The sequence below is a fragment of the Streptomyces vastus genome (assembly GCF_039532825.1).
GTDB lineage: Bacteria > Actinomycetota > Actinomycetes > Streptomycetales > Streptomycetaceae > Streptomyces > Streptomyces vastus.
Window position 1 is genome coordinate 15,259 of record NZ_BAAASJ010000053.1, and the last position, 12,976, is coordinate 28,234.

Sequence of the window (12,976 nt, forward strand, 5' to 3'; positions counted from 1 at the left end):
CCGTACAAAATCTGTCGCTCCCGGATCACTGGGAAAGTTCGGCACGCCATCCCCCTGCGCCGTAAATATGCGATGGCAGACAGTAGCGGGGAACCACGCCGACGGGGAAGCGGCTTTAACGCCCTCATGCATGGTTGGCGAGGAGGCGTAGAGCGGTCCAAGTCGGCGTGTGGCTCAGCTCTTTTGTGCAGCGTCGAGGTCGGCGGTCTGCTGGTGGGAGAGCAGTCCGGCGTTGGCCCGGATGATGTCGGTCATGTGCTCACGGCGGCCGTGATGGCGGGCGAGGGGCCGCTAGTTCTTGAGATGCGCGCGGTGCCGTGCTCGACGCGGATGCGGCGTGAGAAGTGGGCTGTCTGGCTCACTGCCGTCGGTTCAGGTGGCCGAGGGGATGCGCGCGGCGAGTTCATGGCCAGCCGTCGCGCCGACTCCGCGTGGTCGTCCGTGCTCTTGCCGACATGCAGCAGGACCTCCAGCACCTGGTGTGCCTCCCCGAGGGTCAGCACGGGCAGGCGCTCGGCGACGGTCTCGGCCGAAGGGAAGGCGGGGGTCGGTGAGCTCGAAGACCTCGTCGAGATAGGCGTCATCCATGTCCCTTCCAACCGTCCTGCCCGCGCTCCGGTTACATCCGGCTGCACGGTTCGGCGCTGTCCTTGCCGCAGGACTGACGGACGGCGGCTGGGATGGCCGGGCCGGCCCGGGCGACCACGGTTGGGGCGGCGTCCACTCGGCGGCGGTGGTGTCGCACGCACGTCGGCGGGGTGTGCGGTGGACGCCGTCCCGGTCAGGCGGTGACCGGGTCGTTTTGTTCTGCCGGGGTGTCGGCGGGTTTGGTCGGGGCTGCGGTGTAGAAGACGGAGGCGCCTTGCTTGGTGCGGTGGACGTGTCCCTTGGCGACGAGTCCTTCCACCGTGGTGCGCACGACCTTGGGCTTGATGTCGCGGTCGGGACGGGCGTGGGCCAGCGCGGTGCTACCAGCGTGCGGGCGGTACGGCGCAGGGCCGGCCCGGACAACAACGTCAACCTGCTCGATCGGGACGACCGCAGGCGGATCTACAGGATCGAGCCCGCCCTCGTGGAGGGCCTCAAACGGGCCTTCGACCTCGCCGACGCCCGCCCCGACCTGCTGCGCCAGGAGCCGGCCAACGGGTGAGCGCCGTGACCGACTCGGCTACGCCGCAGCCTGGCTCTCGCCGTCCTTGCGTTCGAGGGCGTGCTTGAGCTGGGAGCGGGCATCAGGCCGTTCGGGTCCGGGGACCTCGCTCCAGAAGGCGTGCGTGAGGATCACACCAGTTCAGGCAGGGTTGGCCGTGTCGGCCTTCCCCTTCAGATGCGCCACGATCTGTTCCGTCAGTTTCTTCGCGCTCGCGGCGCCGTTGTCGCTGCCGTCCGTGGACAGCACGCTGACCACGGCCGTGCCCACGCGTGTGGCGATCAGGGTGGTGCCGCTCTCCCACGCGCTGTCGGTGAGCGTGATGCTGTACGCGTCGTCCCCGAGCCCGCTCGTGGACGTTCCGGTCACCGTCACCTTGCTGTGGGTGTCGGAGTCCGGGTAGCTCGGGCACGCGGCGACGACGTTCGCCAGGGCCTTCATCACGTCTGCCGCGGTCGTGCCGCGGTAGACGTCGATCTCCTGGTCGAGTTCGGCGGACGTGTTCTTGTCGATGTAGGAGCTCTGCGCGAACGACACCCCCTCGATGCCGGTGAGGTCGATCCACGCCGTGGCACCGAGGGCGGCGCAGTTCGGCGTGGCGGCGCCCTTGGCGGCCGGCGTTCGGAAGGTGTCGCCGGTGTCCCGGGTGAGGCTGGGGTCGGCGGCGAATCCGGACGCGAAGTACGACGCGGGCGCCAGGACCGTCTTCAGCTGCGTCCCCGTCAGCAGACCGGCGTTGGGGTCCTTGGCCTTGTCGGGCTTAGCGGCCGCGGTCGGGCTGTCGGAGGCGTGGGAGGAGCCGGAGGAGCAGGCGGCCAGGGCCAGTGGGAGTGCCGCGGCGGCGAGCACCTTGACGGCGCGGGACGGCAGACGCATCGGAGTCCTTGAAAGAAGAGAGAGTCGCACAGTGCGCTGCACGGGATCCGTGGTTGCGTACGTCCGGAAAGGCCGGGTACGTCCGGGAGCCGGGCAGGCGGAGCCGGGTGATCACCGGGCCCGGGCAGACATTAGGGCGCCGTTGGCCACGGACCGGTGTCCGGCTGTTCAAAGCTCGGTCAAAGCATCCGCCGCTTCCTGAAGATTTACTGCGCCTTGGGTGAGCCTTGGGATGATCGAGAAGCGGGGTTTCCCCACCGCGGGGAATCGGCCGGTTATGGCGCGATCCGCTTCCGGCGCCGTACGCGTATCCGGCCTCGGGGAACAACAGAACAGCACTAGCGCTAAGGGACGATCTTGGTCATCGACGAGGACTTGCTCGTCTTCGCCCATGCGCTGAAGGACCGCGGTGTCCCTGTGCCGGAGACCGCGAAGAAGCTGACGATCAAGACGGGCAAGAACGCAGGGCAGACCCGTCGGTCGCCTCGCTGTACCGGGCGCTCGCCAATGCCGAAGCGACCGACGCACCGGCCGGGCCGGAGATCATCGCCCCGCGTCGGCTGACCCGCGTGGACCTCACCGGGCCTGGCAGCGGCACCGGACCCGAGCTGATGGAACGGCTCACCCGGCAGGTTCTCGACGGCACGAGCGACGAGGTGCCCGACGCGCCCGTCGGGCAGACCGAGGACGGAACGAAGAACGTCGTGGCCCAGCTGCTGGCGCAGGCCCGGCACGGAGGGGACGGCGAGTGATCCCAGGCGGTCCGCCCTCGTTCGGCCGACAGCGCGGCAGCGCCTCGCTCGTTGTGCGGGTGTGGACGACGAACGAAGGGTCTGGACCAGTGGCCGTACGGGGCGGGGCAGCAGTGCCGCGCGCTGAGGTTTCGCATCGAGGCCGTCCCCGCCCGGCGCCAGGGGGTGATGACAAGGCCGTCAGCCTGGCCCGCCCCGGCTAGCTCCGGCAGGACCAGGCGGTGCGACGGCTGGTGCCGGCTCCTAGGCTGCGACCATGTCCGAGATCAAGACCCCGACGCCGCGCGACGCCTTCGAGCTGCTGCTGGCCGGTAACCAGCGCTTCGTCGCGGGCACCCCCGAGCACCCCAACCAGGACGCCACCCGCCGCGCCGAGATCGCACCATCCCAGCAGCCCTTCGCCGTGCTGTTCGGGTGCTCCGACTCCCGGCTGGCCGCCGAGATCATCTTCGACCGCGGCCTGGGTGACCTGTTCGTGGTGCGCACCGCAGGCCACGTTATGGGCCCGGAGGTGCTGGGCAGTATCGAGTACGGCGTGGACGTCCTGGGCTGCCCGCTGGTCGTGGTCCTCGGCCACGACTCGTGCGGCGCGGTAGGCGCAGCGTGCGCCGCCCTGGAGAACGGCATGACACCGGCCGGATACATCCGGGACGTCGTCGAGCGCGTGACCCCCAGCGTGCTGGCAGCACGGGCCGCCGGACAGGTTGAGCCCGAGGAGATCCTCGCCGAGCACATCAGGCACACCGTCGGCCTACTGCTGGACCGCTCCCGGGTACTCGCCGAGAAGGCCGCCGCCGGCCAGGCCGCCGTGGTGGGCCTGTGCTACCGCCTGGCCGACGGCGGTGCACAGCTCGTTGCCTCCCGGGGCCTCGATGCGGCGGTCCCCGCCGCGTCCTGACCGCCCCGACAGCGCGAAGGCCATCTCCATCGCCAAGAACCGCACCGACCTGCCGGGCACCCTCTGGTACGTCCTGTGGGACAAGAAGTACACCACCACCGCGGAGCCGCCCTTCGCCTTGGTTGTCGATGCCGTAGAAGGCGCAGGAGGTCGTGCACAGCGCCTCGATCACGTGGGCAGTGCCTCGTCCAGCAGCCCTTCGGTGACGGCGAGTTGCTACGTGGCGGCGGCCTCTCGTCGGCCCGGAGCTGTGTAATACGCCGACGAGGCCGTACTGCAAAGCCCGGTGGTCAGCCTTCCGATAGCGCTGGCCGCTGCGGGGGTGCCGCAGAGGGCGGTAGCTGGGTGGGGTGCTGGCAGGCCGCGCACAGCTCGTGACGGGCCTGGGGTGTGATGACAGTGCCCCATCCATTGCATCTCTCGCAGTCCCGGGCCAGGGCGGGGGCTGGACTGCGAGAGTCAGGACGGGCTGTGTGGGCCATGCCCGATATATGCAATATATCCTTCACGTTTGACCCAAGGATGGTAAGGCGGATGCCGAGATCATCAGAGCCACGCACGCGCGAGGTTCGGAAACCGACATTCAAGGCTTTCTGTAGAGCGTCCCGAGGGCTCTCCATGAACGACATCACCCCACACGGGTGAACACCCACCGCCGGGATCGCCATGACTGCCGGTCACCCCTTTGTGCGCGTGCTGCTGAAGCGGTGGCGGAGCCCCAATTCACCGAGCAACACAAGACACTGCACGCTGCGGCTGATTCTTCGAGTACATCGACGGCTTTTACAATCCCCGCCGCATCCAGAAACGGCTCGGCGCCGTCGGTCCGAGTGACGCCTGGCCCGGTGGCCTCGACCGAGGAACCCGAACGGCGCCTCCCTCCCATGCTGTTCGGCCCCTTCCGAAGGGCCTGACGGCCCATGTGCGCGGTCGTCGCCGCGGACACCATGGGCCTGTGACGCTCTCCTGCGTCATACCAGTGCACGGAACGCCCTGTTGCGAACTTGTCCGGAGGGAGGCGGCCCCGTGTCCGTTCACGACGAACTGGCCATCGCCCGGCACGCTCTCATCGACCTCGTCCGATCAGTGGGTCGGCTGCAGACCCGCCTCGGGGACGTGCTGGACGTCCGCCGGATACAGGAGGACGCCGACCGCCTGAGGGAGGACCTGGACCTGTTGCAGGAGGGCTCGGCGGCGAAGGAGCCGACGCCGGGTCCCGCGCAGTCCGAGATCGTGCTCATCCCGCAAACTCCGTACGACCTCTCGATGTGGGTCGGCTGCGACGACGAAGGCATCGGCTCGGGCCACGGTCCCGAACTGCGGCGGTGAGCCGGCGACCCGCTCGCTGCTGGCGGGCCTCCGGGCGTCCGCTCATCTGGTCTCGGGACGCCCGGAGGGGACTGGGGTCAGGGAGCGGTCAGTTCGTAGAAGCCCCTGCCGAACGTCGCGGCCACCAAGCGGCGGTGCCCCGGGTCGTACTCGATGTCGTCGACCGGCACCTGCGGCATGCCGCGGCCGAGGCGCAGCCAGAGGCCGCCGCCCGTGACGCTGGTGAACACGCCCTGGTCGGTGGCGAGGTACAGCAGGCCGCCCCGCGCGACGGCCAGGTCGTTGACGGGGGCAGCGGGGAGGTTGCCCGACAGGTTCCGCCAGTGCCTGCCGCCGTCGGTGCTGCCGTACACATGGGGGAGCGGGGAGCCGGAGCGGTAGCCGGAGTGCGTGGTCCAGACCCGCTCGGGGTTCTTCGGGTCGACGACCACGCGGGTCACCCAGGGCCGCCCCTCGGCCAGCTTCGTCCAGGTCGCCCCGAGATCCTTGGTGACCCAGACACGGCCGTCGTCCGTGCCCACGTACACCGTGCGTCCGTCGCCCGTCGGGGCGATCGAGGTGATGGTGCCGAAGTTGGTGTAGAGGGGGTCGGGGCCCGGGCCGCCGCTCAGGTCCGGGCTGATGGGCTGCCAGGTCACGCCGCCGTCCGTGGAGCGGTTGAGCACTTCGGAGCCGTAGTAGAGGACCTTCGGGTCGCGGGGGTCGAAGACCACCGGGGTGAACCAGTTGCGGCGCAGATAGGCGGTCGCGTCGGCGAAGTACGTGAGCGTGTCGCCGCCGTCGGTGGAGCGGAAGCAGTTGCCGTACTGGTAGCAGGCGAAGACGTTGTCCACGTCGGTGGGGCTGATCAGGTTCTCCTCGCCGTCGCCGCCGAGGTATTCGTTGAACTTCTCCCCGCCCCAGGAGCGCAGCGAGCCGTTGTCCTGCGCGCCCCCCGAGATCCTGGAGACGTCCTGCGGGCTGATCGCCGCGCTGTAGAGCTGGGTGTACGGCTGGTGGCGGGACTTGACCCAGCCGCCGTCGCCGCCGGAGTCGGAGCGGTAGACGCCGCCGTCGTTGCCGAGGTAGACGCGGCCGGGGCGGCGCGGGTCCCACACCATGGCGTGGTGGTCGACGTGCATGCTCGTGTCGTCGGCGCTCCAGGTGTCGCCTCCGTCCTTCGAGGTCAGCAGGGCGACCCCGGCCACATGCACGTGCTCGGTGTCCCGGGGGTCGATCCACACCTTGCCGAACCACCAGCCGAAGGTGGACTGCGAGTCGGTGAGGGCCTGGTTGGCCAGGGTGCGGTTCCAGCTGTTGCCGCCGTCGGTGGAGGCGTAGAAGCCCTCGAAGGAACCGTTGGACTTGTTGACGATCGCATAGAGCTTCTCGCCCGCGACGCCGAGACCGATGCGTCCCACGTCGGGACCCTGGGCGGGCAGGCCGCCGCCGAGCCGCTGCCAGCTCTCGCCGCCGTCCGTGCTGCGGAACACACCGGAGCCGACACCGCCGTACGTCCGCAGGTCCGGGCGGCGGCGGTGGTCCCACAGCACGGCGTAGAGCCGGTCGCCGTCGACGACGATCTCGGTGGCGCCGGTGAACTCGTTGGCGCCCGCGAGGATCCGCTCCCAGGTGGCGCCGCCGTCCTCCGAGCGGTACACGCCCCGGTCGCCGCCGCCGTTGTACAGCGATCCGGCAGCGGCGACGTAGATGCGGCGGGGGTTGGCGGGGTCGATGGTGATGGCGCTGATCGCTCCGGAGTCGCGCAGGCCGAGCGGCTTCCAGTGGGCGCCGCCGTCGGTGCTGCGGTACAGCCCCGTCCCCTCGTACGTGATGCTTCCGCCGCCGGGGTTGGGTTCACCGGTTCCGACGTACAAGGTGCCGTCCGGCGCGGTGGCGACCGCGCCCATGGCCTGGGTCCAGCTGTCGGGCCACACCGAGTGGAACGTCGCTCCGGCATCGGTGCTGCGCCAGAGCCCGCCGCTGGCGGCCGCCGCGTACAGGGTGTCGGCGCGCTGGGGGTCGAGCGCGAGGGAGACCACGCGCCCGCCGATGTTGGTGGGCCCGACGGCCTTCCAACGCCCGCCGGCGGTGGGCAGTTCGCGCGCCTGTGCCGTGGCGAGGTCGTGGGCGTGGCGCGGAATTGACTCTCCAGGCAGGGTCTTCTGGAGGTAGCGGTACTCGGCTGGGGCGGCCGGTCCACGGACCGGCCGGTACACGTCGGGCGGCGTGGTGGCGGCCGGCGCCGCGGCCGCCGGAACGGCAGCGTCCTGGGGAGCAGCGTCCTGGGGAGCAGCGAGTAACGCGGCACTGGTGACCGCGGTGAGAACCAGCGAAAGCAGACCTCTGCCCATGAAATCCCTTCCTTCGTCATGACCACTTCAAACTGTGATGACGTTACGAGAGAGGGGTGTTGAGCAGAAGGACGCGAGTCGGCCGGGCCACAGGAGGGGAGGACCAACCCGAGTGGATCTCCTTGGGCCGCCGCGGCGGGTGCCGCTGCCATCGCCTTGCCCGACGATTTTCAGCCAACCGGCCGGTGTATGGTGCCGGGGCACAAGGCAAGCAGAGGGAAGTACGGCCTTGACGACGATCCAGCACAGCCGGGCGGGCAGACGGCAGGCCAACCGCCGGATACGCCCCCGGCGTTCCCCCGCGGCACCGTTGCTGGTGCTCGCCTGGGCGGGTGCCGCCGCCGTCCTGTGGCTGTGGTGGCGCAACACCCCCGCCGTCGCCGCGACGACCGCCGACCGGCTGGTGAACGCGGGCCGGATGACCGGACTGCTCGCCGGCTACACGATTGCTCTGGTGATTGCCCAGATGGCGCGCATCCCGGCCCTCGAACGCCGGGTCGGTTCCGACCGAGTGGTGCGCTGGCACGCCAGGACCGGCCGCTATGCGCTGTCGCTGACCATCGCGCACGTCGTACTTGCCTCCCCGAGTGCGTCGGCGTCGCACCAGGCCATCGACGTCCCGTGCGGGCAGCACCTCGTATCAGACCCGCGTGAGATCGACGTCGGTCGTAGTCGGGACCGCCTGGATCGGCGGGGCGATGCCGTACCCCACCGGCAGATGCTCCAACTGCGCTCTGCGGCGCACATACAACCAGCCCCGGGTGTCGCCGTGCTCGGGGTGGTGCAGCATGTCGAAAACGGAAGCGCGCGGGTCCAGGTTCAGGGGAACTCGGAGCCTTCTCTGGGGTAAGAGGTGCGGTGCGAGAAGGAGTTCATCGACTCAGTGCAGCTCAGCGCCGGTGTAGATGACGGTATCCGGTTCAACAGGTGTGGCGCCATCGCTGAATCGAGCGATGGCCCCAGCTGTAGAGCGGCTTACTGCGGATCGCGCCTCCAGGGGCATGCAGAGCGGGCGAGGCTGGCTGGAGGTCACGATGTGGACCGGGAAGAAGAAGGCTTTAGGCTCGCGGCGCGGGGACGGGGGCCGACATGAGCGCTGCTGACGCGCTGCGGGCGGCGTCGGCAGCGATGGGAGATTTCGCGTCCCGTCGCGACGTTGCGACTTAGCCGCGTGGCCCCGCGCCGTGCAGGAGGGTGTCGATGACGAGCGTGGCCAGTGCGTCCGGGTCCTGCGCGGCAGGGTCCTGCTCCGCGCCGGGCCTGTTGATGGCTTCGCTGAGGAGGGCGTAGTACACCTGCCGCGTCCACTCCAGGTCTGCGTCCGGGGCGAGTAGCCCCTCGCGCTGCGCCCGGTTCATGAGATCGACGGTGTGGGTGTTGATCTCGCCCCAGAGGGCGGCTGCGGCGGGTGTGTGAGCGGTGGCGTGGCTGAGGGTGAAGCGCCAGGTGTTCTTGACCCGTAGGACGTTCGCCGTCACTCGGTGCAGCGCCACGAGTGCGGGAGCGGCGTCCGGCCGGGCTTCCTCGATGGCGTCGATGAGCTGCTGCTTGGCGGAGACGGCGAGTGCCTCCAGGAGGGCCTGCCGGTTCGCGAAGCGGCGGTGAACGGTGATCCTGGTCAGTCCCGCCGCTTCGGCGACCTGTTCCATGGAGGCGCCGGCGTCCTGGGCGAAGACCTGCTCGGCCGCCTCCAGAATCGCGCGCACACTGCGCTCGGCATCTGCCCGCAGTGCTCGGCCCATGTCTGTCTCCTGTCTGGTTCGCTAACCGGTCCCTTGTAGAGGATACGGGAACGCTACGGGTATCTCATTAATTGATTCTCCGATGTTGCAACTCTGGCGATAGTTGATACCTTAGTGACACTGTTAAGGGATCGCGCCGCACCGACGGAGCGGGCATCTGCACGACCGTCGCTCACGGCCGGTATCCCGTCTCCCCTGCCGGAGGAGACATCCGAGCCCGACTCAAGGAATTGGCATGCCCACAACGAAGCTACGCACCCGTGTCTCCCGACGCACCGCAGTGGCGCTGGCCACCCTGTCGGTCGTCGCCGCCGTCGCCGGCGCCGCGCCGAGTGTGGCGAGCGCAGTGAGCGACAGCTCCAGCGTCACCCGTCACGCGGTCGTACAGACGCAGAGCCCCCAGAGCGCCGCCACCGCCCCCAACCTGCGCGTCAAGGCCGCCAACGGCGTCACCTACCAGTACCGGCGCTTCGGCAACCCCAGCGCCGGCAGCGTGCCCCTGATCTTCCTCCAGCACTACCGCGGCACCCTCGACAACTGGGACCCCAAGCTCATCGACACCATCGCCGCCAAGCGCGAGGTCATCCTCGTGGACAGCGTCGGCGTCGGCGGCTCAACCGGCACCACACCCAGCACCATCCAGCAGATGAGCCTGGACGCCATCGACTTCATCGACGCCCTCAAGCTGCCCCGCTACGACGTGTTCGGCTTCTCCCTCGGCGGCCAGGTGGCTCAGGAGGTCGCCCTGCGGCGCCCCTGGCAGGTCCGTCGCGTCGTCCTGGCCGGCACCGGCCCGCAGGGCGGGGTCGACCAGAGGGCGTCCGACCCCAAGGTGCTGGCGAGCGTGTTGGCGGACGACCCCGGCCCTGCCGACCTCCTCTTCCTGTTCTTCAAGAACACCGCATCCAGCCAGGCCGCCGGAACTGAGTTCCTGCAGCGCCTCGGCCAGCGCACCACTGACCACGACGCGCCCGCGAGCCTCCAGACCCGCGACGCGCAGCTCACCGCGATGTCGGAGTGGGGCATCCCGGACAAGTCCAAGCTGGTGCGGCTCGACGCCCTCTTCCAGCCCACGCTGGTCGCAGACGGGGACAGCGACATCCTGATGCCCCCCAAGAACTCCCGCCTGTTGGCCAAGTACCTCCCCAACGCCCAGCTCAGCATCTACCCGAACGCCGGCCACGGGTTCCTCTTCCAGTACGCCGCCAAGTTCGGCGCCGAGGTGAACACCTTCCTCGACCACTGACAACCCATCAATCCATCACCGCGAGACGGTCACCGACACCGCACACGGTGACGGCCGATCAACACACCTGCCCCGCCGGAGCCCCGTCCGGCGGGGCAGAGCCACGCAGAGAGTCCCCCCGGCGCCCTCGCAGCCCTCCGCGTCACGACTGCGCACCCCAGACCATCCGCTCACCTCTGCGCCGCCATCGAAGCCATGGGCCCAATGGGCGACTGAGGCGCCCCCGCGGCCGGCGGCGCGTGCTGGCCGCGAAAGGGTCGGTGCGTCGTCCCGGCCGTCACGGCGACGGCCTGCGTGTCCGCCCGGCCCAACACGTCGTTGCAGCTCAGCCCGCCGTCCGCGGGTCTGCTCCATGGAGCCGGCGGCACCTTGGAACGACCCCTGCCCGGCAGCGTCAGCCCATCCGGTGACCCTCCGTAGAGGATGCGTTGACGCTACGGATAACCGATTAATTGATGCTCTGTTGTTGCCGCTACAGGTAAACCTGATACATTGGTGAAACCGATTGAGGGGGCACCGGAAGCGATCCCCTACACGGCAAGACACACGCGATCCCCTGAGTCAGGAGTCCGAAATGGCAACGACGACACGACCGGTAGCCCTCATCACGGGTGCGTCCTCCGGCATCGGAAAGGCAGCCGCGCTCGCGCTGGCCGCGGCGGGCTACGACGTGGTCGGCACCAGCCGCAACACCGTGCACGTCACCCCTGTGAAGGGCGTGACCTTCCTCGACCTGGACGTGACCAGCGACGATTCGGTGACCGCTGCGGTCGGCGAGGTGATCGACCGGTTCGGGCGGATCGACGTCCTGATCAACAACGCGGGTATCGGCTCGGCGGGCGCCGCCGAGGAAAGCTCCGCCGCGCAGGCGCAGGGCCTCTTCGACATCAACGTCTTCGGCGTCATCCGCATGACGAACGCCGTCCTGCCGCACATGCGCGCCCAGCGCAGCGGACGGATCATCAACATCTCGTCCATCGTCGGGTTCATCCCGCAGCCCTACATGGCGGTCTACGCCGCCTCCAAGCACGCCGTCGAAGGCTACTCGGAGTCCGTCGACCACGAGGTACGCGAGTACGGCGTACGGTCCTTGCTCGTCGAACCCGCCTGGACCAACACCGCGATCGAGGCGGCCACCGTGCGGCCCGACCAGCCCCTGGACGTCTACGCCAAGCGGCGGCTCGCCTTCGAGGAGTACATGGCCGGCGCGGTCAAGGACGGCGACGACCCCGCCGTCGTCGCCAAGGAGATCGTCGCGGCGGCCACCGACGCCAAGCCCAAGCTGCGCTACACCGCCGGCGCCATGACCGGACGCGTCCGCACCATGCGCCGCATGGTCCCCTCCCGCATCTTCGACCAGCAGCTGCGCAAGCTCAACCACCTGCCCGCCTGACGACTCCCAGAAGACCTCCACGACACATCGACAGGAAAGCGAACCCCGCCATGAGCACATACATTGCAGACGCGGCCGAGGACCTCACCGTGGAAGGACCCTCCGCGACGTTCACCTACCGGCGCATCGGCCCGCGGGGCGGTGTCCCGCTGGTCCTGCTGAACCGGGTCCGGGGGACCCTCGATTGGTGGGACCCGGAGTTCCTGGACCACCTCGCCGCCGGCCATGACGTGATCGTGTTCGACAACGTCGGCACCGGCTACACCACCGGCACCCCGCGAGACTCGGTCGAGGGTCTGGCCGACGGCACCGTCGAGTTCATCGAGGCTCTCCGTCTGCCCCAGGTGGACCTGCTCGGCTGGACGGTGGGCGGCACCGTCGCCCAGCACATCGCCCGCCTTCGGCCCGACCTGGTGCGCAAGCTGGTCGTGGCGGCCGCCAACCCGGGCGGGCAGGTGCCCGGCGCGCCCGACCCGAACCCGAAGGTGCGGGCCACCATGACCAAGCCCGAGACCACCGGGGACGACCTGGTGTTCCTGTTCTTTCCCGAGACGGACACCGGCCGCGCCGCCGGGTACGAACACCTCGCCAGGGTGGCCACCCGGCTGGCCGCCGGACGCCCCGACGTGTCCGAGGCCGCGGCCATGGGCCAGATCGCCGCGATCCAGAAGGACGCGTCGATCCCCTTCGAGCAGGTGCGCGCGGACCTGGCAACCATCCGGCAGCCCGTTCTGTACGCCACCGGCATCAAGGACGCGATGATCCCCGCCCTGGCGTCCTACACCGCCGTCCAGTACGTTCCCGACGCCACCCTCGTCGCCTACAGCGACGCCGGGCACGCCTTCCTCTTCCAACACGCCGAGGACTTCGCCGGCCAGGTGAGCGCCTTCCTCGCCGACTGACCGTTCACACGGACACCGGCCCCCAGGAGGCACGACAAAGTCGGACGCCTCCCGCACCGAGGAGAGTCATCGTGCAGTTGACCAGCGACCCGGCGCGCCGGGAGGTCACGCCGCTGGAGTTGTTCTTCGACCTGGTCTACGTCTTCGCGATCGGCCAGCTCTCGCACCGGCTCCTCGTGCACCCCACCTGGACCGGCGCAGCCCATTCGAAGAGCGCCGTCAGCTGTGCTGCCGTGTTTGGGACTGTAAAACGTTCGGCTCTGTTCCGTAGTCGGTGGTGACGGCAGGTGACGGGCGTCGTTGACGTTGTATGCGAGATGTCAACTCCCTTGTGGCAACGGTGTTTTCAGGGCTC

At 69.3% G+C, this 12,976-nt stretch carries 14 protein-coding genes and 1 pseudogene; 10 read left to right on the forward strand and 5 right to left on the reverse strand.

What is annotated here, in order from left to right; translation table 11 throughout:
- Nucleotides 1-251: 251 nt before the first annotated feature.
- On the reverse strand, nt 252-584 hold the full coding sequence (locus ABD357_RS23980) for a hypothetical protein (protein WP_344392793.1): 333 nt from the start codon (nt 582-584) through the stop codon (nt 252-254).
- Nucleotides 585-781: 197 nt separating this feature from the next.
- On the reverse strand, nt 782-919 hold the full coding sequence (locus tag ABD357_RS23985; RefSeq protein ID WP_425584975.1) for a hypothetical protein: 138 nt from the start codon (nt 917-919) through the stop codon (nt 782-784).
- Nucleotides 920-976: 57 nt separating this feature from the next.
- Between ABD357_RS23985 and ABD357_RS23990 the strand changes: the two genes are divergently transcribed.
- On the forward strand, nt 977-1,150 hold the full coding sequence (locus tag ABD357_RS23990; protein ID WP_344392794.1) for a hypothetical protein: 174 nt from the start codon (nt 977-979) through the stop codon (nt 1,148-1,150).
- A gap of 141 nt (nt 1,151-1,291) precedes the next feature.
- Here ABD357_RS23990 and ABD357_RS23995 read toward each other — a convergent pair whose 3' ends face one another.
- Nucleotides 1,292-2,026: a hypothetical protein gene (locus ABD357_RS23995; protein WP_344392795.1), complete on the reverse strand. Its 735-nt coding sequence runs from the start codon at nt 2,024-2,026 to the stop codon at nt 1,292-1,294.
- 569 nt (nt 2,027-2,595) lie between these two features.
- Between ABD357_RS23995 and ABD357_RS24000 the strand changes: the two genes are divergently transcribed.
- The 4 genes from ABD357_RS24000 (at nt 2,596) to ABD357_RS24015 (ending at nt 5,005) form a co-directional block, all read left to right on the forward strand.
- A complete protein-coding gene (locus ABD357_RS24000; protein WP_344392796.1) occupies nt 2,596-2,778 on the forward strand; it encodes a hypothetical protein in 183 nt (60 codons plus the stop codon).
- A gap of 256 nt (nt 2,779-3,034) precedes the next feature.
- Nucleotides 3,035-3,676 carry a carbonic anhydrase gene (locus tag ABD357_RS24005; protein ID WP_344392797.1) on the forward strand — a complete coding sequence of 214 codons (642 nt, stop codon included), beginning with the start codon at nt 3,035-3,037 and terminating at the stop codon, nt 3,674-3,676.
- Nucleotides 3,651-3,932, forward strand: coding sequence for a hypothetical protein (locus tag ABD357_RS44805; RefSeq protein ID WP_425584976.1), 282 nt, complete (start codon nt 3,651-3,653; stop codon nt 3,930-3,932). Before ABD357_RS24005 ends, ABD357_RS44805 begins: the two co-directional genes overlap by 26 nt.
- Before the next feature lie 770 nt (nt 3,933-4,702).
- Nucleotides 4,703-5,005 carry a hypothetical protein gene (locus tag ABD357_RS24015; RefSeq protein WP_344392799.1) on the forward strand — a complete coding sequence of 101 codons (303 nt, stop codon included), beginning with the start codon at nt 4,703-4,705 and terminating at the stop codon, nt 5,003-5,005.
- Nucleotides 5,006-5,082: 77 nt separating this feature from the next.
- Here ABD357_RS24015 and ABD357_RS24020 read toward each other — a convergent pair whose 3' ends face one another.
- Nucleotides 5,083-7,338, reverse strand: coding sequence for a WD40/YVTN/BNR-like repeat-containing protein (locus ABD357_RS24020; protein WP_344392800.1), 2,256 nt, complete (start codon nt 7,336-7,338; stop codon nt 5,083-5,085).
- A gap of 229 nt (nt 7,339-7,567) precedes the next feature.
- Here ABD357_RS24020 and ABD357_RS24025 point away from each other — a divergent pair.
- Nucleotides 7,568-7,915, forward strand: a pseudogene (locus ABD357_RS24025) (ferric reductase); the annotation flags it as partial.
- A 586-nt stretch (nt 7,916-8,501) separates the two neighbouring features.
- Here the strand turns inward: ABD357_RS24025 and ABD357_RS24030 are convergent.
- Nucleotides 8,502-9,080: a TetR/AcrR family transcriptional regulator gene (locus ABD357_RS24030; protein WP_033327899.1), complete on the reverse strand. Its 579-nt coding sequence runs from the start codon at nt 9,078-9,080 to the stop codon at nt 8,502-8,504.
- A 235-nt stretch (nt 9,081-9,315) separates the two neighbouring features.
- Here ABD357_RS24030 and ABD357_RS24035 point away from each other — a divergent pair, with 235 nt between their 5' ends.
- The 4 genes from ABD357_RS24035 (at nt 9,316) to ABD357_RS24050 (ending at nt 12,902) form a co-directional block, all read left to right on the forward strand.
- Nucleotides 9,316-10,326 carry an alpha/beta fold hydrolase gene (locus ABD357_RS24035; RefSeq protein ID WP_344392803.1) on the forward strand — a complete coding sequence of 337 codons (1,011 nt, stop codon included), beginning with the start codon at nt 9,316-9,318 and terminating at the stop codon, nt 10,324-10,326.
- 574 nt (nt 10,327-10,900) lie between these two features.
- A complete protein-coding gene (locus tag ABD357_RS24040) occupies nt 10,901-11,719 on the forward strand; it encodes an oxidoreductase (protein ID WP_344392804.1) in 819 nt (272 codons plus the stop codon).
- Nucleotides 11,720-11,769: 50 nt separating this feature from the next.
- A complete protein-coding gene (locus ABD357_RS24045) occupies nt 11,770-12,621 on the forward strand; it encodes an alpha/beta fold hydrolase (RefSeq protein WP_344392805.1) in 852 nt (283 codons plus the stop codon).
- Nucleotides 12,622-12,692: 71 nt separating this feature from the next.
- A complete protein-coding gene (locus ABD357_RS24050) occupies nt 12,693-12,902 on the forward strand; it encodes a low temperature requirement protein A (RefSeq protein WP_344392806.1) in 210 nt (69 codons plus the stop codon).
- Nucleotides 12,903-12,976 lie beyond the last annotated feature (74 nt).

Coding starts and splice junctions, on each gene's coding strand:
- ABD357_RS23980 (WP_344392793.1), bottom strand. CDS start 584: ATGACGCCTATCTCGACGAGGTCTTCGAGCTCACCGACCCCCGCCTTC.
- ABD357_RS23995 (WP_344392795.1), bottom strand. CDS start 2,026: ATGCGTCTGCCGTCCCGCGCCGTCAAGGTGCTCGCCGCCGCGGCACTC.
- ABD357_RS24005 (WP_344392797.1), top strand. CDS start 3,035: ATGTCCGAGATCAAGACCCCGACGCCGCGCGACGCCTTCGAGCTGCTG.
- ABD357_RS44805 (WP_425584976.1), top strand. CDS start 3,651: ATGCGGCGGTCCCCGCCGCGTCCTGACCGCCCCGACAGCGCGAAGGCC.
- ABD357_RS24020 (WP_344392800.1), bottom strand. CDS start 7,338: ATGGGCAGAGGTCTGCTTTCGCTGGTTCTCACCGCGGTCACCAGTGCC.
- ABD357_RS24030 (WP_033327899.1), bottom strand. CDS start 9,080: ATGGGCCGAGCACTGCGGGCAGATGCCGAGCGCAGTGTGCGCGCGATT.
- ABD357_RS24035 (WP_344392803.1), top strand. CDS start 9,316: ATGCCCACAACGAAGCTACGCACCCGTGTCTCCCGACGCACCGCAGTG.
- ABD357_RS24040 (WP_344392804.1), top strand. CDS start 10,901: ATGGCAACGACGACACGACCGGTAGCCCTCATCACGGGTGCGTCCTCC.
- ABD357_RS24045 (WP_344392805.1), top strand. CDS start 11,770: ATGAGCACATACATTGCAGACGCGGCCGAGGACCTCACCGTGGAAGGA.